General features: G+C 59.6%; 23 protein-coding genes and 1 pseudogene. 3 read left to right on the top strand and 21 right to left on the bottom strand.

What is annotated here, in order from left to right:
- Positions 1 to 9 precede the first annotated feature (9 nt).
- Genes PSPA7_RS21500 through PSPA7_RS21480 form a run of 5 tightly spaced genes read right to left on the bottom strand, consistent with a single transcriptional unit; the run spans position 10 to position 4,634 of the window.
- A complete protein-coding gene (locus tag PSPA7_RS21500) occupies positions 10 to 1,521 on the bottom strand; it encodes a conjugal transfer protein TraG N-terminal domain-containing protein (protein ID WP_012076882.1) in 1,512 nt (503 codons plus the stop codon).
- Complete coding sequence (locus tag PSPA7_RS21495) at positions 1,518 to 1,865, bottom strand: hypothetical protein (protein WP_012076881.1); 348 nt, start codon at positions 1,863 to 1,865, stop codon at positions 1,518 to 1,520. The genes PSPA7_RS21500 and PSPA7_RS21495 overlap by 4 nt, the downstream gene beginning before the upstream one ends.
- Complete coding sequence (locus PSPA7_RS21490) at positions 1,865 to 3,247, bottom strand: integrating conjugative element protein (protein WP_012076880.1); 1,383 nt, start codon at positions 3,245 to 3,247, stop codon at positions 1,865 to 1,867. Before PSPA7_RS21490 ends, PSPA7_RS21495 begins: the two co-directional genes overlap by 1 nt.
- A 17-nt stretch (positions 3,248 to 3,264) precedes the next feature.
- Positions 3,265 to 4,203: a TIGR03756 family integrating conjugative element protein gene (locus PSPA7_RS21485; RefSeq protein ID WP_012076879.1), complete on the bottom strand. Its 939-nt coding sequence runs from the start codon at positions 4,201 to 4,203 to the stop codon at positions 3,265 to 3,267.
- Entirely contained in the window at positions 4,203 to 4,634 is a 432-nt protein-coding gene (locus tag PSPA7_RS21480) for a TIGR03757 family integrating conjugative element protein (protein WP_079262199.1), read from the bottom strand. The genes PSPA7_RS21485 and PSPA7_RS21480 overlap by 1 nt, the downstream gene beginning before the upstream one ends.
- 208 nt (positions 4,635 to 4,842) lie before the next feature.
- Here PSPA7_RS21480 and PSPA7_RS21475 point away from each other — a divergent pair, with 208 nt between their 5' ends.
- Complete coding sequence (locus tag PSPA7_RS21475) at positions 4,843 to 5,061, top strand: hypothetical protein (RefSeq protein WP_003108468.1); 219 nt, start codon at positions 4,843 to 4,845, stop codon at positions 5,059 to 5,061.
- Here PSPA7_RS21475 and PSPA7_RS21470 read toward each other — a convergent pair.
- Positions 5,058 to 5,427: pseudogene (locus tag PSPA7_RS21470) on the bottom strand (DsbA family protein); the annotation flags it as partial. The gene PSPA7_RS21475 and the pseudogene PSPA7_RS21470 sit on opposite strands and share 4 nt — an antisense overlap.
- 84 nt (positions 5,428 to 5,511) lie before the next feature.
- Between PSPA7_RS21470 and PSPA7_RS32180 the strand changes: the two are divergent.
- Positions 5,512 to 6,354: a hypothetical protein gene (locus tag PSPA7_RS32180; RefSeq protein ID WP_023082679.1), complete on the top strand. Its 843-nt coding sequence runs from the start codon at positions 5,512 to 5,514 to the stop codon at positions 6,352 to 6,354.
- Between the two features lie 45 nt (positions 6,355 to 6,399).
- Here PSPA7_RS32180 and PSPA7_RS21465 read toward each other — a convergent pair whose 3' ends face one another.
- From PSPA7_RS21465 to PSPA7_RS21410, 12 genes are all read right to left on the bottom strand, one after another.
- Positions 6,400 to 7,062, bottom strand: a complete 663-nt coding sequence (locus PSPA7_RS21465) for a DsbA family protein (RefSeq protein ID WP_023082678.1) — start codon at positions 7,060 to 7,062, stop codon at positions 6,400 to 6,402.
- A complete protein-coding gene (locus PSPA7_RS21460; protein WP_003086159.1) occupies positions 7,059 to 7,343 on the bottom strand; it encodes a hypothetical protein in 285 nt (94 codons plus the stop codon). The genes PSPA7_RS21465 and PSPA7_RS21460 overlap by 4 nt, the downstream gene beginning before the upstream one ends.
- Positions 7,340 to 10,144 carry a conjugative transfer ATPase gene (locus PSPA7_RS21455; protein ID WP_025297860.1) on the bottom strand — a complete coding sequence of 935 codons (2,805 nt, stop codon included), beginning with the start codon at positions 10,142 to 10,144 and terminating at the stop codon, positions 7,340 to 7,342. The genes PSPA7_RS21460 and PSPA7_RS21455 overlap by 4 nt, the downstream gene beginning before the upstream one ends.
- A 146-nt stretch (positions 10,145 to 10,290) precedes the next feature.
- Positions 10,291 to 10,734, bottom strand: a complete 444-nt coding sequence (locus tag PSPA7_RS21450; protein ID WP_012076874.1) for a TIGR03751 family conjugal transfer lipoprotein — start codon at positions 10,732 to 10,734, stop codon at positions 10,291 to 10,293.
- On the bottom strand, positions 10,712 to 12,217 hold the full coding sequence (locus tag PSPA7_RS21445) for a TIGR03752 family integrating conjugative element protein (protein ID WP_012076873.1): 1,506 nt from the start codon (positions 12,215 to 12,217) through the stop codon (positions 10,712 to 10,714). The genes PSPA7_RS21450 and PSPA7_RS21445 overlap by 23 nt, the downstream gene beginning before the upstream one ends.
- Entirely contained in the window at positions 12,201 to 13,085 is an 885-nt protein-coding gene (locus PSPA7_RS21440; protein WP_012076872.1) for a TIGR03749 family integrating conjugative element protein, read from the bottom strand. The genes PSPA7_RS21445 and PSPA7_RS21440 overlap by 17 nt, the downstream gene beginning before the upstream one ends.
- Entirely contained in the window at positions 13,082 to 13,741 is a 660-nt protein-coding gene (locus PSPA7_RS21435; protein ID WP_003156959.1) for a PFL_4703 family integrating conjugative element protein, read from the bottom strand. The genes PSPA7_RS21440 and PSPA7_RS21435 overlap by 4 nt, the downstream gene beginning before the upstream one ends.
- A complete protein-coding gene (locus PSPA7_RS21430) occupies positions 13,738 to 14,124 on the bottom strand; it encodes a TIGR03750 family conjugal transfer protein (protein ID WP_012076871.1) in 387 nt (128 codons plus the stop codon). The genes PSPA7_RS21435 and PSPA7_RS21430 overlap by 4 nt, the downstream gene beginning before the upstream one ends.
- A gap of 10 nt (positions 14,125 to 14,134) precedes the next feature.
- The gene (locus PSPA7_RS21425) at positions 14,135 to 14,491 is read right to left on the bottom strand and encodes a TIGR03745 family integrating conjugative element membrane protein (protein ID WP_012076870.1); all 357 of its coding nucleotides are present in this window, start codon (positions 14,489 to 14,491) and stop codon (positions 14,135 to 14,137) included.
- A gap of 17 nt (positions 14,492 to 14,508) precedes the next feature.
- Positions 14,509 to 14,748 carry a TIGR03758 family integrating conjugative element protein gene (locus PSPA7_RS21420; RefSeq protein ID WP_012076869.1) on the bottom strand — a complete coding sequence of 80 codons (240 nt, stop codon included), beginning with the start codon at positions 14,746 to 14,748 and terminating at the stop codon, positions 14,509 to 14,511.
- Positions 14,745 to 15,083, bottom strand: a complete 339-nt coding sequence (locus tag PSPA7_RS21415) for an integrative conjugative element protein, RAQPRD family (protein WP_012076868.1) — start codon at positions 15,081 to 15,083, stop codon at positions 14,745 to 14,747. The genes PSPA7_RS21420 and PSPA7_RS21415 overlap by 4 nt, the downstream gene beginning before the upstream one ends.
- A gap of 93 nt (positions 15,084 to 15,176) precedes the next feature.
- Entirely contained in the window at positions 15,177 to 15,476 is a 300-nt protein-coding gene (locus tag PSPA7_RS21410) for a hypothetical protein (protein WP_012076867.1), read from the bottom strand.
- 172 nt (positions 15,477 to 15,648) lie between these two features.
- Here PSPA7_RS21410 and PSPA7_RS31430 point away from each other — a divergent pair, with 172 nt between their 5' ends.
- Positions 15,649 to 15,960 carry a DUF2845 domain-containing protein gene (locus PSPA7_RS31430; protein ID WP_003117074.1) on the top strand — a complete coding sequence of 104 codons (312 nt, stop codon included), beginning with the start codon at positions 15,649 to 15,651 and terminating at the stop codon, positions 15,958 to 15,960.
- Between the two features lie 44 nt (positions 15,961 to 16,004).
- Here the strand turns inward: PSPA7_RS31430 and PSPA7_RS32525 are convergent, their stop codons facing one another.
- From PSPA7_RS32525 to PSPA7_RS21390, 3 genes are all read right to left on the bottom strand, one after another.
- Positions 16,005 to 17,114 (bottom strand): hypothetical protein, encoded by a 1,110-nt coding sequence (locus PSPA7_RS32525; protein WP_012076866.1) that lies wholly within the window; start codon positions 17,112 to 17,114, stop codon positions 16,005 to 16,007.
- Between the two features lie 130 nt (positions 17,115 to 17,244).
- Positions 17,245 to 18,726 carry a UvrD-helicase domain-containing protein gene (locus tag PSPA7_RS21395; protein ID WP_012076865.1) on the bottom strand — a complete coding sequence of 494 codons (1,482 nt, stop codon included), beginning with the start codon at positions 18,724 to 18,726 and terminating at the stop codon, positions 17,245 to 17,247.
- A 240-nt stretch (positions 18,727 to 18,966) separates the two neighbouring features.
- Positions 18,967 to 19,458, bottom strand: a complete 492-nt coding sequence (locus PSPA7_RS21390) for a hypothetical protein (RefSeq protein ID WP_023980742.1) — start codon at positions 19,456 to 19,458, stop codon at positions 18,967 to 18,969.
- Positions 19,459 to 19,475 lie beyond the last annotated feature (17 nt).

Genomic DNA, 19,475 nt, shown 5'->3' with positions numbered 1-19,475 from the left:
TATACTTTCTCAAACTGCGTTTTTAACTCTATTTCCTGCTTCCTTGCCGGCGGCTTGAACTCCTTCAGTCCCTCTGCTCAATCCGTTCAGAACAGACCCTGCTTGAATTCCGGACCAGCCGATCGCTGTCATCCACAGTAGTGGTAAAACAATGAACATAGAACCCATAACGAAGTTCAAGATCGCATCTTGAGTAGCCGTATTCAGCCCCATGACTGGGTCAAATGAAAGATGCGGTGATCCCGAACCATAGAAGGCATCAAGTATCGTGCTATCGATATATCTGGCTAACTGAAACCAGAAATCGACGAACATCATCGCAAAGAAGACGACCGTCATCGTCATGGCAACTTTCAGTTGATAGGTGCCGATGACCAGGACCATCGGAATGCAGATGACCATGGCCATCTTGAGGAACGACATCACCATCGGCAGCGCTTGGCGGACCATATCCATCGCCGGGAAATAGGCCAGGCTGCCCAGGGCAACGCCGAAGGTTCCTGCGGTTCTCGCGATGCCGTTCCAGACGGTGCCGCCAACCTGCCCGCCGTAATCGGTATAGACGTTGCCCTTGACCTGGCTGGAGGGGGAGATCACCTGGCGAATGACTGCCTCGGTTACCTCGTCCTGGTTCAGCCATTTCGCCCACTTGAGGAAGCTGGTCATCAGGTCCGGATCCACCTGGCCCTTGATCCGATCACGCAAGCCGATCCCTGAGTCAGCCCACCACTGCTTGCAGGTTGGGTAGCCACCACCACCGCCCACCTGGGGCAGCCCGGCGTCGCGGGTGGCGTTGTAGGGCCACGACTGACGGGGACTCTTCGAGTAGTCGGTGTCGTAGTACCCCGGGGTGTTCAACAGGAATCGGGAGCCGATCCAGTTCAGGTCCTGCAGCGCCTTGTTGTCCTCGGCGATGGAGCCCAGATCGGGTTGCCGCATGAACAGCCGCGCACGGGAAGGTCCGTAGCAGTCCCTGGAAAAGTCAGCGATTTCTTGTGCCAGCAGCGGGTTGTTCACGCGCGTATTGTCCACTTCCATTCGCATCTGCCGCAGATCCGTGCCGCACGGAATGGCCGCGACCGCGCCGGCGGTGAAGCCCTTGGACAGGGCGTGCATCATCGCCCACCAGAGCGGCATCTGCGCACTCTTGCCGGCCAGGCTGCTGAAGGAGGTCGACCAGCCGGTGTCTGCCGGCGCCGGCAGGTTGTACTGGCACTGCTGGGCGCGGGCCTGGTCGAACTCGATGGTGTCGAAGCTCACGTTGACGACCGGGATTCCCGCCAGGGCGACCACGATGTATCCGACGTAGATATGCGTCTCGATGCGGGCCAGAGACAGCACGCCTTTGTTGCCCTCGTCGGCGCCTTCCCCGCGAACTTTCAGCCACTCACGCATCACAATGGCCACGAAGGGCACCGCGAACAGCCCTGTATCCGAGATCATGTTCCAGATCCCGTTGTTGATGATCCAACCGAGGAGGGTGAGGTAATACTCCAGGTAGTCATTGGTCATGAAGGTCATGCTGCGCCTCCCGTGCGGAAGTAGGCTTTGCTGAATTCGATGAGCAGGACCAGCAACAGCACCAGGATCTCGATCCGCCGAATGCGCTGCCGCTCATGCGCGCTCAGTTCCTTGCGCTGCTTGAGCCGGAACCAGGCGATGGCCAGGGCGCAGTACAGCAGCGCCCGCCAGGCGAACAAACTCCAGTAGTTGCTTTGCCGCCAGGCCTCCAGGCCCTGGATGCCACCGAAGTGGTTCAGGGCGAAGAGGCTGAGCAGCGTACCGACCACTGCCAGGCCGACGACGATCAGCACTCCGACCAGTAGCTGGCCGAGGAGCTTTCGGGTGGTGAGCGTATCTGCCATCACGGTCTCCCTCCCGTCTTGCCGTCGGCGGCAGAGGGGGCCTGCAGGCGATCGAGGCGATCGGCATCGGGCGCCGACTCGAACACGCCACTGGACCCTGAGGCGCGCTGTTGCCCGCGCTCGATGACCCGCATGGGCGAATTGCTGGCCAACTCGCGACGGAGTTCCAGTTCGGTCTTGAGATTGGAGATCTCCTGCTGCAGGAGGCTGGTCTGCTGATCGACGGCTTGGGTGGCCAGGCCGTTGGCGGCGACGTTGGGCTCCTTGGCGCCGGCGAACATCAGGCGCTGCAACAACAGGGCCTTGCTGAGCACGTCCATCAGGGAGACATCGGACGCCAGGCGGCGCGCCAGGACGTCCTGGTCACGCTCGTCGCGCAGCGCCTCGATGACGCCGCGGGTGATCGGCAAGGCATCGGTGCCGGCCGCAGCCAGGTTCTCGGCGGTCAGTGGCTTACTTTTCGACAGCAGCTCCTGCAGCGACTGGAGCTTCTTGTCGTAGGTCTCTTGGATCAGCGGGGTCAGGCCGACGCCTGCCGCCGTCACCGTCTTCTGACAGCCTTCACAGGTCTGTTGCTGTTGTTCGCCCAGAACCCGGGTGGCGAACGCGGCGGCTTCCTGGGGGGAGGACCAGGTGTTGCAGACCAGGCCGTTGTTGCAAGTGGCGGAAGGCACGCTCGACGAGTCATTCACTGAGCGGCTGGTCAACAGGTTGTAGCCCGCCCGGGTCACGTCGTTGACGATGCGAATGGGCTTCTGGCCGGAGCCGCCGGCCTTGTCTCCACCGACCCAGGTTATGCCATCGTTGCCGCCCTTCTTCTCCACTGCTTCGAGGGCGGATACGGCGTCTTTCCCGCCAGAGGCCAGTGTGGCACCCAGGGCCTGGCCTTCGGCGATTTTCCCCCAGCCGGTCTGCTCGCCAGCGATGTCAGCCATCTTCTCGGCGATCGCTCTGCAAGTCCCTTTCGAGCGGTCGTAGTCGATCCGCGCCTGCAGGATGCCATTGGTGATCAGGTTGTAGAGCTGAGGGTTCGCGCGCTGGATGATCAACGCCGGCAGCGACATGACTGCGCCGGTCGCGTTCTGGATGACTGAGCCCATGATGTTCTGGAAACCCTGTGTGGCACCGTTGAGCTGGTTCTCCAGGGTGGTGCTCAGGTTCATGTTTCCGCACATAAGGTCGTTGTTCCAGCCGAAGCCGACGCCGATCGAGTCCATCTGGCCGGCGCTGCCCATGCTCACCGCACTGCCGCCGCCAATGCTGTAGAGGACCTCGTCGCTGAGAACCGTGCCGGTCTTGGACACATTGATCGGGTCGTCGGCCTGGGCAAGTTGCGCTGCGAGCAGGCACGTCAGCGCGACCGAGGTGATGTTCATTCGCATGATTCGTCTCCGTGTCCTTATTGGAAGTCGGTACTGCCGAGGAAGATCTGCCCCTTGCGCTGGCAGCAGGAGTAGGGACGCCAGAGCGCCCAGGCGTAATCGCCGTCGACGGCTTGCGTCTTCGGCCCTGAGTTGGGAAACACCGCGCAGTTGAGGCTCAGGGACGGGGTCAGCTCCTGCCATTTCCCGGTCGAGGCATCGCCCTCTTTCAGCTCGCCCGCCGGCCAGTAGCCGTCCTTGGGGGCTGCGCGCATGGGAAGGTAGACGTGGAGTTGGCCGACTCGCGTGGTGATGTCGCCGGCGCGCTGGGCGATGACGGCTGCCGTCTTGTAGTCGTCGGTCTGGTGCAGGAATCCGCTGCGCGGATAGAGGTTCCCCCACATGTCGCCGGAGAAGACTCCCCCCACCTCGCGCAGCCCTGGGACCAACGCTTCGGGGTACACCTGCTCGGGAATTCCATGCCGCCAGCCAATGGCGTCCAGTGTGCTGAGGAAGTACGGCACCAGCGGGAAGGTGGCACCAGGGCAAACGTACCCAGAGGCGCTGGCGAACCGGCTGAACGTGGCCCCGCCAGGATGGCCGATCACATCCGCTTCCTTGAAGCGGCCGATGCTGTTCTCGGCCTTGTAGTTGGTGGTCGCGTCATTGCCGGCCTGGGCGAGTGGATTCGGTGTACCCAGCGCCGACACCTCGGTCCAGGGGTTGCTCCCTGTATTCGCGTAGCTGGAGACGACTGCGTCAGGCACGTAGTGGCGGACCTTGACCGACGTCTTCACTTTGCAGCCATGCGGGCCGCATAGCAGCCAGTAACAGATCCCGACGACCTTGTATTCGAGGCACTGAGGGGAAAGGGTGGAGGAGACGATGGCCGCGCTGTTGATCGCGGCCGAGGCCGTGAACGAGAGGCTGAAGGTGGCGGCCGCCGCTGCCAGGCGGCGGAGGTTGTGGCTGGTCATCAGCGCGACCTCCTGGCCTTGGCGATCAGCTCAAGCGCGCGCGAAACATCCGGTTCGCCGTAGACCACGTACTGCCTGTCGACTACTACGGCAGGGATCTTCTCGACACCGAGACTCCACGCATCGGCGACGTCTTGTTGTGCCTTAACCAGTTCTGCCTGCAGGCGTCGCCCCGCAGGGCTTTGTAGTAACTGCTGAAATGCTGCCTGAGCTTGTTGAGGATCCTTGGGTAGAGCGTCAGTCAGCTGCTCCTCAAGGTGCTGCTGGGCATCCAGGAGCAGGACTCGCGATGATCCGGTGGCAGTGACCGGATGAGCCTTGTCGGTGATGACCCAGGTTTCGGCCTGGCTCGCGCCGCTCAGCAGTACCAGTAGTAAGCCAACGACCAGCGTTTGTGGCCGCCAGCCAGGGGGAGAGTGATGAAGAGGCATGGGTCTGTACCGGTTCGAGGAAGGTACAGACAGCAGACAGGATCACTTCCGATGGGGCAGCAGGAAATCATCAACTCGTAGGTGGTGTATTTTTTCGAGCCGTGATCGAGCGCTGCTGCGTACATAAGTAGGGGTGACGCCTGCATGTCCTGGGTAGCATAATTCCTGTATGTAGCTGGCTAATTGATATTAGGGAGTAGTCGAAGTCATGGAGCGCTTGCTCGAGAGCATTTACATCAATGCCCGGCCGGCAATGGAGTTGAGGCTTAGCCTCACCAGCTCCGGCCGCAAGAGAATGGTAAAGATTGTGGATGGGGAGGAGGTCGAGGTTCTGCCAGGTGAAGTGCAGGGCATCCTGGAGGCCCAAAAGAGGGATGTTGGAATCCTCGCTGATTTCTTAGCCAAGAGTCTCTTGGCGCGACGCTAGTGATCCTTGGCTAGCCAGTCTATCGCCGACAGCAACGTGGTTTCGTCGGCGATGCCCTCTAGCTTCACGCTTCGTCCCGTCTGGTTGTCCCGGATGACTAGGGTCGGGGTCGCTGTAATGCTCTTCGACCGTGCAGTGTCGATGTCCGTCTTGATCAACTGGTCCTCCAGGTCCATGTCTTTCGCACATTTCTCCAGTCGAGACTGGTCCAGTTCAGGAAAGTCTAATGTGCCGCTAGGCAACCCGCCCCCGTTGCCGGCCGACTGAGCGAAGATTGCGTACAAGCGCTGCAGAATGCTTTGGTGCCGCCTTGATCCCCGCACACCCCGCCAGGCAAGCCTGGCAATGCGCCGACTCGCTATGCATTAAAAACTATCAGTTATAGTAGTTTTCAAATTCTTTGCTGTGAGGTATCGATATCTACTTTTTCTTTGGCCGGGGTAGGACTGTATGACTGTGAGGCTGGTTGGTACCGCTGTAGGGTGCATTAATTACAAAGGTCAATTTGCTGCTTTAATCTATAATCTCAAGTTTAGCGATGGCAGCTCTCTTTCGGTGAGTATGGGTGAGATGGTATGTGCACAGTTGGCTTCGTTGTTTCAAGGTTACTTAGTCGAAGTAGGAGGGGTTAGCGAGTCACCGGAGGCGGAGAGAGAGTTTAAAAGGAATGAGGGGGTGATGCCTCGTTCTATGTTAGAGAATCCAAGTCTTGATACCGTCGTTAGCCATGTTGTTAGTAGGATGTTAGATGGAGGGTTGGTCCTTAGTTTGATATTTAAGAATACTGGGGATCTTAAAACTGTAGTTATTCGTAGAGAGGATGTTCCCAGCTTTATTGGCTACACGTTTAATGCGCTTCAGGGGGTAGGGGTTCTTGAAAGGGTTATGAGGGAATCCGCGGAGATTATGACTAAACCCTCGATTATGGTGTATGATTGTAAGTTCAACTCTGGTGATATCGATTATAATGATCGGCGCGGGTACAATATTGATGAATATAGACTGCTGCCTTATCTCTATGGGGTGGTCATTGTAGATAACTCAGGTGCTGGCAGAAAAGTTGTTGCTGGATTCTTTCTTAAGTCGGCCTTGACTAGTAATGATCCTAAGCTCAGGGAGCACTTGGCTGACGCGGCCAAGCAGATTGTTGGAAGTGACTATTTTGTAAGTAAGGAACTTTCGTTATTGCACACAAATGTTTTTGTGTCTGACGGTGAGCCATTGAGTATAGAGGAAATGCAAAATTTTCTCGCTAAGCTGTATCTTGAGCACTCTGTCGGTGGAGTCGCATAGATAACTCTTGAGTAGTTATAGTTGAGGGACGAGTTTGACAGTGAGTTAATCTCCACTATGGATCAACCAGTCTATCGCCGACAGCAAGGTGGTTTCGTCGGCCATGCCCTCCAGCTTCACGCTTCGTTTCGTCTGGTTGTCTTGGATAATCAGGCTAGGGGTCGCTGTAATGCCCTTCGACCGTGCAATGTCGATGTCCGACTTGATGGATGAGTCAACCAGCTCGTTGTCTTTTGCACATTTCTCCAGTCGAGACTGGTCCAATTCAGGAAAGTCCAATGTGCCGCCAGGCAGCCCGCCCCCGTTGCCGGCCGACTGAGCGAAGATCGCATCGATAGCGCTCCAGAAGGCTTTGGCGCCGCCTTGGATCCCTGCGCACTCCACCAGGCGAGCCTGGTGGCGGGCCGCCTCGCCATGCATCTGCAGGGGAAGATGGCGCCAAACCAGGTTCACGTCCGGATGGCTGTCTACCCAGCGCTTGAGCCGCGGGGTGTAGACCTTGCAGAAGGGGCACTCCAGGTCGGCGTATTCATTGATCGTCCAGCGCGCTTTCGCATCGCCGTAGAGGCTGTGGTTGGCTGGCAGCCCCTTCACCAGAAGCTCTACCGCTACGGCGGATGCAGCCAGCAAGACCAGCAGCAGCCCCGCCCAGGGCAGGGCAGGACCTTGAAATCGTTTCGCTGCCCAGCCGCCCTTCAAGAGTCTCACGCTTGCCTCCGCTGTAGGATTTCCGCGCGGTCCACGGCCTCGATGAGCGCCTGTTGGGCCGTATCAGGCTGTGGATGCTGTTGCAGCCATTCATCCAGGAGCTGCTTTATCTGCGGGACTATGTCTCGGCGATCGACCGCCCTCAGTTGTATCTGCTGCAGCTCCTCGATCAGTACAGGAGCGCATATCCTGAGCGTTTGCAGGGCATCTTCTTCGGGGTTCTGCAGGATCTGGGTCAGGTTGTCGATCAGGTTCTGGGTCAGCGAATTCAGAGCTCTCATTCGTCCTGGCACTCCACTGCCGGTTGGTCTGGGAAAATAATGGGGAAGGGTGGCAGGCCGCGCGCCTTGTCGAGATCCGCTGCGACCTGCAAGGCCGCCTCGAGCTCGTCGCAGCCGGTGGCTTGCATGATGTTGTAGCGCTGGTTCTTTTCTTCGTTTTCGGTCATGGCCAGGGCTAAGTAGAGACTCGGGGGAACCACACGGAAGAGGTACTCCTTGCCCTTGGCCAGGAGCACGCCCTCGGTGAATTTGCCGCTTTCCTTGCGGGCCGAGAGCATCATCGACTTCTGCGCCGGCGACAGCTCGCGGAACCTGGAGATCTTCTCTACCTCGTCGGGGGGCATGTTCAGGCACAGCCACCACTCGATCATGTTAAGCATCGGCGCCCCGGAGGCTGGGATGTCGTCGATGTTCTGGGTGGCGAGCCAGAACCAGGCGCCCAGTTTCCGCCACATCTTGGTGATCTTCATGGCGTAGGGCAGCAGCAGCGGGTGCTTGGTGATGATGTGCCCCTCATCGGTGATCTTGACGATGGGCCGGCCCTTGAACTGGTCGCGTTCGGCGATGTTGTTCACGGTGTTCAGCAGCGAGATGTAGGCGATCCCGAGCTGGGCGGCGTAGCCTTCGCGCGCGTAAGTCGCGAAATCCACCACGGTGAGGTCGGCTTCAGGCCAGGGCGTGCCTTCGCGATTGAACATCTCGCCGTCGGCACCCATGCAGAACATCTGCATGGCTTCCGCCATTTCGGCCAGGCGCGCGCGGCGTTCTGGCGCGGAGCCATCGCTCCTGGAGGCCTGGTAGAGCGCATCGCGCACATCCTGGGTCAGCACCGTGCGGTTCGCGGCGGCGCAGGTCCTGGCCGCCGCCAGAATCGCCTGGCGGATGGCGCTGCGATCGGCACGGGTCAGGCGCGCGTCTTCCTTTTCCTCGCCGCCGGTGATCATCAGGCGGGCGACGATCTCCATCTCGCCCAGGATGTCTCGCTGGTCGTCCTCGAGGTCGGCCTTGCTGCCCTGGACCGAGTCCGAGGCCTCGATGTCTTCGGCATCCAGGACCTTCACCTGGTCGGGACTCTCGACCAGCTTGATGGCGTCCGCGTACGGCGCCAGGCTGACCCCGGAGCCCGGGGCGAGGCGGACCCGGTGGACCGAGAGGCCAAACCGCTTGGCGAAGTCGGCCAGCAGGCCGAAACTGTTGCCCGCTTCCGCGACGAACATCCGTGGCAGGTACATGGCGAGCATCTGGCTGATGAGGTTGGTCAGGGACGCTGACTTGCCGGACCCGGTTGGCCCGAAGATGAAGCCGTGGGCATTCATCTGCCGGTCCAGCTTGTTGAACGGGTCGAAGGTCAACGGCGCACCGCCACGGTTGAACAGCGTGAAGCCAGGGTGCCCGGTACCGGTGGTGCGCCCCCAGATGGGCGACAGGTTGGCGATGTGCTGCGCGAACATCATCTGGGTGTACCACTCCAGGGCTCGCTTCTCGTTCGGATCGAAATTGCAGGGCAGCCAGCGCAGGTAGCTGTTCAGCGGTCCGACTTCGTTCTGCGGTTCGACCGGCACAAGGCCGGCGCCGAGCAGCACGTTGCTCAGGGTGATGCAGCGCTCCTCCAGCTGGGTATGGTCGCGGCCGCGCACGAACAGAGCGATCGAACCGCGATAGAGCTTGTGCTCCCGGCCGATCAGGCGGCGAACGGTGGCCACGTCCTCGCGGGTGTGGATCGAGGCCTGGGTGTCACCAACGGCCTTTTTCGAGAGCTGCTGCAGATGCCCTTCCAGCATGTCCTGCGGCGTCACCACCATGGTGATACACAGCAGCGTGTCCTCGGGCATGCGATCGAACAGGGCGTTCAGGCCATCGCCTTTGAGCGTCTCGCCAGTGAAGTGGCCTGTCAGCGGCGCCTTGTTCAACTGGTCGACCACGATCACACGGTGCGGCATGGCATCGAAGAGCCATACGCCCTGGGTGGCATCGGAAACAGGCTGCCGATAGAACAGGTTCTGGGAGAAGTCGGTGCCGTCGGCCAGCGGCAACTCGTCCTGCAGGATCGGTTCGTCCGGCCGGCATACCAGTTCGTAGAAGCGACGTAGATCCGCATCGGTCTTGCCGAGGTGATCCGGGTGCGGGTTGAACCAGCGAATCAACCAGTTCCTGACGTCCTGGCCGCTCATGCGCGAAGCGACGATGCCGGCGTTCGCCAGGCCGCCTTGGATACGCTCGCAGATGGATTTCAGATATGCCGTCGGGTCCTGTCCGCGAATCTGCGCATCCGCCTTGCGGATCCGGCGGTAGACGACCATCCGCACGCGCCGCTGTTGTCCTCGCCAGGGCAGCTTGCTGACGGCGGTGTCGACGAACAGTCCGCCCGGCTTCGAAATGCCCTCCAGGTGATGCTTCATGAGCGCCAGGTACATCTCGCTGAAGGCCGATCCTCGCGCTCGAGGATGGACGTACTGCCTCAACTGCTCCTGGAAATTGTCCCAGCTGATCTCGTCCTGGGCGTAGAACTGGACGATCCAGGGCGAGGTTTCGTGCTCGTCGAAGGAGTTCTGCAGGGCTTCTTTCAATGCGTCCCGGGCGTTCTGCATCCAATTGGGGTCGCGGCCCTCGGTGCCCAAGGGCACCAGCTCGAAGAAGACGGCACGCGAACGCCCATCTTCCAGGAGCATCACCTGTTCGTCGGGCAGGTACTCAGCCCAGGGCAGCAGGTCGACGAACGATGGGTCGTGATCGTAGAGGCGTGACGCTTCAGCCTGCGTGGCGCCATTCTTGCTCCCGGTGTTGGGCAGAGGAATACCCATGGCGGCCAGTCGCGCCAGATAGCGCTCGGTGGCTTCTTCCCGTAGTGCGTCTTGGACTTTGGCTTCTTGTGGAGCGGTGTTCTGCCCTTCCTGAATAGCCGCGTCATGTCCTTGGGCGCGGCGGCGAAAAAATTGAAGCAATTCCATCAGTAGGCCTCCGTGCGCTCGCCCGGCATGGCGTACTGGACTCGCTGGTAGAAGGGGAACACGGTGGTGTAGCCCGGGACCGGGGCGGGATCGCTGCCGGCCAGGTGCGGGAACACATACATGACCAGGTCGGGATTGGGCAGTCGTTTGAACTGGCTGTGGATCTCGTTGCTGGCCGTGCGGGTGTAGTCGGCCTGGTCATTCGCGGAGGCAGCCTGCTGCGGATCGATTGGGCGCCGCAGCGTTTGCCTGGCATCGAGGAGCAGCCGGCCACGGCTGTTGCCTATCGAGCTGGTCGCACCTCGCTCCCAGACGTCGAGCATGTTGGCCTCGCCGTGGGGCAGCATCTCCTCCTTGCTGGTGGAGCACGCTGCCAGAACCAGCGCGCAGGCCAGGCCGGCGCAGAGACGAAGAAGGGGGTTAGTCCAAGTCTGCTGTTGCATGAGCGGCTCCAGAGCTGTAATCGACCTTGCGGCCCTTGAGTTCATAGTCGATCGCCAGTTGCTGATCGAGATGCACGGCGACCCGCGCACCTGGCTGCACGTAGACGGCGGCGAAGGCCTCCCCGTACAACTTGTTCATCCACTGCCGGATATCGCCGACGCCGCCGGAGAGGATGCTGTTGAGGGCCGAGTTGCTGTTGGTTCCGGTCGTCCCGAAGCTGGTGCCGTTGCCGCTGAAGACGGTACTGGTGTTGTTCTCGTCGGCGTCCAGGAGCTTGGCGATGCCGGCCCCGGCAGCCGTGAGTAGGCTCTGATTGCCCAGGTACTCCTTGGCATTGGATCGGCGATCACCGGCGATGCAGGGGATGCCGTAGGGGTCGCTGATCCAGCCGAGGCCGCCCTGGATGGTTTTCTGGTCGGCGCTGGCGGTCTGGTTGTTGTTGCTCTGGTTGTCATTCACCTCCTCGGCCGGCGCCGGGAAGGTGCGCACGGTCCCGTCGTTGAACACGAACGTGAGGCTGCGGATCTGCCCACGCACGCAGGAGAGTGTCCAGTCGCCCGAGGCGGTCCCGCTGGCTACCGCGCCGGCGACGTCCGGCAGCTCGATGCCGTTGGCGGTGAGGTTGTCCGGGCCTATGAGGATTTTGAACGGGTAAGGATCATTGACCGTCCCGTCGACCGGCACACGACCGATCAGCGCAGACATGGCCACCGAGCCCATGAGCGTCGAGTTCTGCGGCAGCGTGTAGGTCTTGCGGACGAGCTTGCGGTTCTCGAGGTCGGATCGCTGTTGGCCGACGGGGTGCAGCCCGTCATCGATCCGCTCCAGCGCGTTCTGGCCGCGATCGACCGCATTGCCGAAGGAGGTCGGGAAGCTGAATCCGCTCGGTTGGGTGGTGGAGCCGGCGGCCAGCGGCTGGCCATTGGCATCGACTGCGCGGGCGTCCTGGGGCTCGATCCAGACGATGTCCGATGAAGACGAGCCCGCTCCCTGAAAGTGCTGGCCATCCTCTGGTCGCACGCCGAATCCTACGGGCAGGTCGGTGTCGCCGGCCTCGGGAACGTGGGTTAGGTTCTCGAGCCGTTTCTGTACCTGGTCCAGGATCGTCTGGCTACGGTTCTCCTGCTGTTGCTGCAGCTCCTGGGCGGTGTTGTTGAGCTTCTGCTCGATGTTCTGATCGATGCTGCGCAGGCGGCCCTGCAGGTTCTCATTGGCAGCTTTGAGCGAGTCATTCTCCTGGATGACCTTGCTGATCTGGTCCTTGAGCTGCCGGCTTTCCGCCACGATGGTGCGTAGTGTGTCGGCGGGTGTGTCGCCGTCGATGCCCAGGGTTGCCGCTTCTTCCGACGTTACCGTCGGGGTTGCGGCGCCTTGTGATTGCGCGCTTTCCTTCTTGCCCATCATGCTCACGCCGATCAGGATGGCGCCGATCACGACGGGGATGACCAGCAATTTCAGGAGGGGATTACCGGTCAGCGCCACGACGGCCTCCTTTGGGATCGATCTGGCTGATGGCGGAGGGCAGGAGCGCGTCGGCAAGGCCGCGGCCGCGCGTCACCAGATACACGGTGGTGGTGTCGGAAGCGTCGCCCCGGGGTCCCAAGTACGGGTGCTGGAAGGTTGCGGCGATGAAATTGCCCATCAGGTCCCTGGGATCCAGGGCCAGGTGCTGGGCGCTGGCGTTCTGCAGCTTCACCGCCGTGACGTAGTAGTCGTCCAGCCGCCAGGCGCCCAAGGCGGTAGCCGTGATGGGCAGACTGGGGAGCAGGGTATTCAGGTCGAGCTGTCGCTTGACGCGCACCTGACCGACTCCATCCACCGGTTCCACCGTGCGAAGTGGGGCATAGAGCATCTGCGCCGCATAGCGCGTCAGAACCACGGGGACGGGCGTTTCGCGCGGCACGGCCTTCGGTGCTTCTGCCTGCGCGGTCTGTTTCGCTGCTGCCGATGGCTGGGCTTCCCGGGGCTGGCCATAGTGCGGAGCCACGGGCTCGCCGGCGACGATCCTGACCGGCTCGCGCGGCTGTTGATCGGCCGCTGCCTCGGAGGCGGCGATATCGATGAGCATCTGCTCGCCATTGGTCGCGTCCTGCAGGCGCAGGCGCGCTGGAGGAATCGGCTCGTTGGCGAGCAGGTAGAGTGCGCCGCCGGTACTCTGGACGCGCAGCTTGCCCTGCAGATCCCGAGGAACGCCAACTCGCACGTTTCTGTCGACAAAGACAATGCGTTCCTGGCCGACCGTCAATGGAATGGCCAACGGAATGCGCTCCCAGCGCAGAATCTCCACCGCGTGGGCCAGTGTGGGTAGGGCAAGCATTAGCAAGAGCGAGCCTGTCGACTTCCGGATCATAGACCTCCCTCCCGCTTGGTGGGGGCGGCCGGCTCCTCGAGTTCGATACGTTGAGGCGTGTCGGAGTAGCAGTCCCACTGCAGGCCGAAGGGATTGGTCTCCGGGTCGACGTCGGCGCGGATGACGTGCAACGGGTAGCGGGCCAGCGCCCGCTTGATCTTCTCGCCGGCGTAATACTCCGTGCTGTCCATGTCCAGGTTGACGGTCCAGTCATTGATCGAGTGCTGGATCACGCGGCCATCGCTCTCGCCAATGCCCCGACCGGGGATTTCCGAGGTGGTGCGCTCGCGCCCCCTGAGCTCGCCGGCGTTACGACGAAACTCGAAGTCTTTCTCCAGGAAGACTTTGCAGGAGGGAGTGAGGTAGGCGGCGTAGCGGAACAGGTTTCCCTTGTAGTCCACCTCGCCGTCCTTGGGCCAACGCTGTACCTGCTGGAAGATGTAGAGGCCGAATGCATAGACACTCTCCGGCGGAATGTCCCACCACAACCGGGTGCTCCCTGAACGCAAGTCGGGCGGAATGTGGATCCAGAGGTCCTTGCGGGCTTCCCAGACGCAGTAGGCCAGCACCACGATGACCATGCACAAGAAGCCGGTGATGAACCGGAACGTGTTGATGTGAGCCTGCTGTTGCGCGGTGTGTTTTCTGAAACTCATGGGGACTCCGTGCGTCGACTGGTCCAGGCGCCGGAGCGCGTCACCAGGTGACGGTTGCCGAAGACGGGAAAGCGCAGCGAGAGGGCCAGCTCCACCTGGCGATAGAACCAGGTGTCAGGCCGCCCCCGCTTCATCCGCCGCAGGACGCGGCTGCCGATACCCAGGCCGAGGGCGCCAACCAGCAGCGCGCCCAGTGGAATGCAGGCAGCGTTACCTACGACCAAGGCAGCTGGAATGCCAAGAGCGAACCCGGCTGCTCCGCTGGTGAAGACCGTGATCCACATTTCGTCTGCGGTCAGGCCGCCGATGACCACCGGTTGCCGGTTCAAACGGGTCGGCAGGAAGCTGAGGGTCCCATCCTGAAACAGATGTTCTTCGGGCATGGGAAGGCCCTTACATGATGGTGGTGGCTTTGGTGACGAGATAAATGATCAAGATCAGCAGGCCGATGCCTACGGCCACGCCTGCCCCGAGATCCGACCACTTCTTCTTCCCATCATGGATGGCGTGATAGGTGCCGTAGGTATGCCAGGAGACTCCCAGAAAGACAGCCACGCAGATGAGTAGCGCGAGGAGCATTGCTCCGTCATAGCCGAAGTTCTGGATGGTTTGCATGATCCCCGAGCCCTCCCCACGGGTAGGTGCCTCGGGTTTGGGGAGTGCAGCCAAGGCGACACCTGGGAATGCCAAAGAGATGGCTGCCAGGCGCCGGCAGAGGGTGGACAGTTTCTGGAGGGTGAATTTCAGCATGAGTGTCTCCGTATGGGTCAGCTGAGGAGGATGAAGGAGGTGATGCCGAGGAGGACCAAGATCCGTATCGCGGAAGCGCCGGCAGTGGCGCTGTCGAGGTTGTTGGTGGCCCAGCCGCGCCAGGTGCTGTACATCGCCCAGGCGGACCACAGCAGAAGGAAGGTCATCGCTGCTCCAATGAACAGCCCCTCGCCGGCCGATGGAGGAAAGCCAGCGGCGGCCTGGAACGCTGATGTCTGGGCTCCGCTCATGCTCACGGCATCGGCCCTCCGCGCAGGGTGTAATTCCCAGATAGGTCTGAAGGGTCACGCGGTTGGGCGCGGCTGGGGGTCATGTAGTCCTGCAGGCCTTGGCGGATGCGCTGCAGGTCAGCGGCCAGGCGCGAGTAGTCGAAGTAGAAGCGCTGTCCGGGCTCATCGGCGCCCTGGGCACTGCGGCGGGCGGTGTCCTCAAGGGCATTGAGCTGCCGGATCATCACCGCCAGGTTCGCCTGCTCGGAGGCGCTCGCTGCGAAGGCTCCCTGTGCGACCAGCGCACCGCAGGCCAATACGGCCAGGCAGGTTCGGCGAAGGGGTTGATGTGGAGTGTTCACGGCGAATCTCTTGCAGATCAGGGTGCGATCAGCTTGCCGATCGCCCTGATTCCATTCCGCAAGAAATACTCGGCGCGGGTCCGGGGTATTTTTTTATGAGGTTGCGCGCTTGAAAAACAGCAGGTAGCTGACGGGCAGAGCGATGCCCCAGGCCCAGCCCTGGGCGTTTTGATTGCCGATCTCGGTTACGCCCCGCATGAGTGGCTGAACGCTCACCAGCTCCCAGCCTTCCCGGCCCAGACGCACGACCTCGGCCCAGCGCAGAGGGTTGAGCAAGGCGTGGTCGTCGGGTTCCAAGGTCTCTTCTTTGTGTTTGAACATCGCGACGCCCTTGGTGAGAGTTTTGTAGGGAATATCGATGTTCTCGACATGGTATTCGAAGGTCTGCTTCATGACGTGCTCCTGGAGCGGTTCGGGTCGAACCGCACGGTTTCAAGAGCAGGAGGAGGGCCTCAACCGAAAATACTAGGCCTAGCACCAGTGAATTTCTGGTGGTTGGCGGGTTTAGAGACACGTATGGACGTCTGGGTGTATATTTCATATATATTTCTAAGGGAGACGGCTGATGCTTAGAAACATCTCTATTGGAGTTTTGCTAGCCATGGCTGCTATGTTGGACAGTTATGGGGTGGCTGCCGCTACATTACGATGCGGGTCGGCAATTGTTAGTGAGGGTGACTTGATTGATGATGTGCTTAGGAAGTGCGGCAACCCTGATAGCCGTAAAGTTGAAGGGCCCGCAGTGGATGGTAGTGGCTATATAGTGCGGGGGGCTGCTACTGTCGAAAACTGGGTATACGGACCAAGGAATGGTTGGTACCAGAAGCTTAGGTTTGTCGATGGAAGGCTAGTTCAGATAAAAGGCAGTATGGACTAGGGTATAGCCGTGGATGGTGTGTTTTTCATCCACGGCTATAAGTCTCATCCGGCAGATGATATAAGGGTAAGGATATTTGCGATTGGTAGGCCTTGTGCGTCGGAAATAAACACGGTTGTACTAGCGCCTGCACGAGAAACTATCTGTTGTAGGTTGCTCGGATTAGACATGCCGCCGTTGTAATTGGCTTGGAATTGCTTGCTGGAACTTGCTATGTCTAGAAGTTCAAGTAGAGTGCTTTGGTTGGCGGATTGTGCGGAGTTCATGCTGATTGATGTGTTTGATCCTGCCGCTCGGAGCGCCTGCTGGATGTTGTTTGAAGTGAGTTGGGCACCATTAAAGTTGGCGCTGAATCTTTTAGTGTTGCCCGCGATGTTGATGGCCTGTAAAAGGGTGGATATATTCGCCGCTTGAGCGGTGTTGACGCTGATACTGGTTCCCGAGGCCGCAGCGCTGATCGCTTGCTGAAGGTTGTCTGCTGTTAGTTGTGCACCATTGAAGTCGGCGCTAAATTTTTTCGTGTCTTTGGCAGAATTGATGAGGGCTAGCAGGGTGCTTATATTAACCGCCTGAGCAGTGTTGACGCTAATGGATGTTCGGGTTCCTGCGGCGTCTAAAGCTTGTTGAATGTTGTTTGAAGTAAGTTGAGCGCCGTTGAACTCTGCGCTGAATGTTTTTGTGTTACCTGCTGCATGAATAGTCTGAAGAAGGGCGGTTATATTTGCCGCTTGTGCGGTGTTGACGCTTATGCTAGTGTTTGTTCCTGCCGCATTTACTGCTCTAAGTAGGTTGTCGCTGCTGAGTTGGGCTCCATTGAATTCTGCGCTAAAACTCTTTGAGTTGCCTGCTGTAGATATTGCGGAAAGAAGTGTGTTTATATTGATGGCTTGTGCGGCTATTGTGGATACTCTGGTTAGTGATCCTGCTGAGTTTATGACTTGCTGAAGGTTGTTAGCAGTCAGCTCTGCGCCGTTGAAAGTTGTTGAGAGGTTTTTTGTGTTTTCTGCAGCGGTTGTTGCCTTGAGAAGAGTGTCTATATTTAGTGCTTGCGCGTTGCTTATGCTGATGCTTGTATTCTTTCCTGCTTTTGATAGGGCCTCTAGCATGTTGCTTGGATTTAGAAGGCGTCCGTCGAAATCAAGGATAAGTTTCATCTCAATGCTCCGCTGTGACCTAACGTTAAAGTCTTGGTGTGAGTACTTCCTAGGCTGAATGAGTTGGTTACAAATCTCTTTGCCTTATGTCAATATCAGGCATTCGCTGTGACCAATATCATTTTTTGAGTCATTTTTTACAGATAGCTATCTGCTCCTTCAGTTGTCTGTCGTCCACGTACCGCTGCATGATCGACAGCACCAAGCTGTTGATGGCGAGGATCTTCATCGCTCGGGTCACTGCGACGTAGATCAGGTTCAACTCATCGTCGCGCTTGCCTGGGTCGGTGTCGGGGGACAGCGGGTCCGCGTTGAAGTCGTCGTACAGGCAAACGAAATCCCATTCCAGCCCCTTGGCCTTGTGTGCGGTGGTCAGGGTGATTGTTGCGTCCAGCTCATCGTCAAGGGTCAGTGAGCGAAGCTCAAGGATCCGCGCAGGCAGATCAGGGTAGGTCGATATGATCTTGATCGAGCGAAGCATCTCACCGTCCTGGCTGATCTCGGCGATCTCCACGTACTGGGTGTAGTCGCGGTAGTCACGGAGCAGTTTCTTGTTCTGGACGTTTTGGCGTAGGCCTCGGCTGAATGCGTACAGATCCTCCAGGTCGCGCAGCGAGTAACTGTCGATACCGCCTACCCAGTGGAATTTGGGCTCCGGATGATTGCGGACCAGCTGCAGGGCATTCTCGATGACGCCGATAACGGTGCGGTGAATGAAAGTGCGGTGAGGAAGGTCCGCCGGGAGGGACTTTTTCACCAGCGTCTGCGGGCCCAATCCTTGAAGTTTCCGTGTCTCGCCCTTGTAGGAGAGGATGATGTTGGCCACGTGCGCAATCGCGGGGCCGAACCGCCAGCTCTGGGTCAGGTAGTGCTCCTCGGCGCCGACCATCCAGTCGCTGTTCAGGGCATCTTCCGCGCCTCTGAACCGGTAGAGCTGCTGGTGGGGATCGCCGACGATAGCCATTCTGATGCGCTGCCAGTGGGCAATGTCCGCGATCACTGGGTTGATGTCCTGTCCCTCGTCCAGGAGCATGCAGTCGAAGCGCTGGCTCAAATCGGGCTTGCTCAGTTGATACAGCTTCAGGTAGCCGTCATGGGGCATCAGCATGCCGGTGTCCTGGAGATCTACCATGCGCCTCCAGACTACTCGCGCCATGTCCAGGCCCTGCTTGAGGAAGCGTTCCTGGGCACTGGTGAGGAACGCCTTGTCGCGGAAGCGCGGGAAGTGCGGTCGGCCGAGTTCCGCGTCGGCGCTGGCCATGTAGTTGTTCAGCGTGGCCAGCACGTCACGTACCAACTCCCAGTCTTGGGTATCGAGTCCGCGGGCGATATCGGTCAGACGCAGGTTCTTCGTCTTCTTGTGGGCGTACTGGATGCCGTACACCGCATGAGCCAGGCTGTGGGCGGTCTTGCACACTACGTTGCGGGGAAACTTGCCCTTCGCGGCTTTCTCCACCGAGCTGTTGTAGCAGAGATAGAGGATTCTCAGGGTAGGGTTCGCCTTGGCAAAGCCCACCAGGGTGGTCGTCTTGCCAGTGCCGGCGAAGGCCCGCACCAGGATCTTCGATGCCTTCGACTGGATGATCGGTGACTGTTCGTGAGTCCACTGCATAGGTGTCTCCGGAGATACGAGGGCTTCCAGATTGGTAGGTGTCTGGTTAAACAGGGGGCTGTGGCTGTGGAGCTAGTCAGGGCATGGCATCATTTGTCGTTCGTCTCCCTGAAGGCATCGAAATGAAAATTTGGCGATTTGCGTTGATCTTTTTGATTCTGCTTTTTGCTGTCGCGTGGTTCTCATCTAGCGAGTTGAGATCACATGCTGTGCCTTGGTTGATTCACTGGTTCGAGGTGCTCAACCGATAGTGCGCCGGTGACGAATACACAGGTAGCAAAGGTGCGTAATGACCATTGTCATAGTCGCCAGGCATAGTGAAAATCCGGCACATAGCGTGAGAAATGCCGCACCCTCGGCGGCCCCTGTAGTAGCGTGGGGGACTATCGTCTCCATTGTTGGAATCAACCGATTTATCACCTGTGCCACGGCATAGACGTATAGAACCGAGGTCACGCTGAGCCAGGCGAGCGGAGTTAAAACGGCCTGTCTGGTCCATGGACCACGACGAGTACCAACTCGAACCCAGGCTGCGGTGAGCAACCATTGGACTGACAGCAATACCAGGGCGACTTCAACGAGAACTTGCCAATACGTGCCGGCCTCCTTGAGCCTGCCCATCGTCATGAGTACAGCCGCTGAAAGCAGCAGTACAAGGACAGTCAGCGTGATCCAACTGGCGTGTAGAGCCGTGTCGCGCGAAGGCAAGAGGTGTTTCAGCGGTAGGGCCATGAGCGTCTCCTCGAGGA

This window comes from Pseudomonas paraeruginosa PA7 (assembly GCF_000017205.1).
Classification (GTDB): Bacteria; Pseudomonadota; Gammaproteobacteria; order Pseudomonadales; family Pseudomonadaceae; genus Pseudomonas; species Pseudomonas paraeruginosa.
The sequence above is the reverse complement of the archived record's forward strand: the minus strand, read 5'-3'. Positions and strand labels throughout refer to the sequence as shown.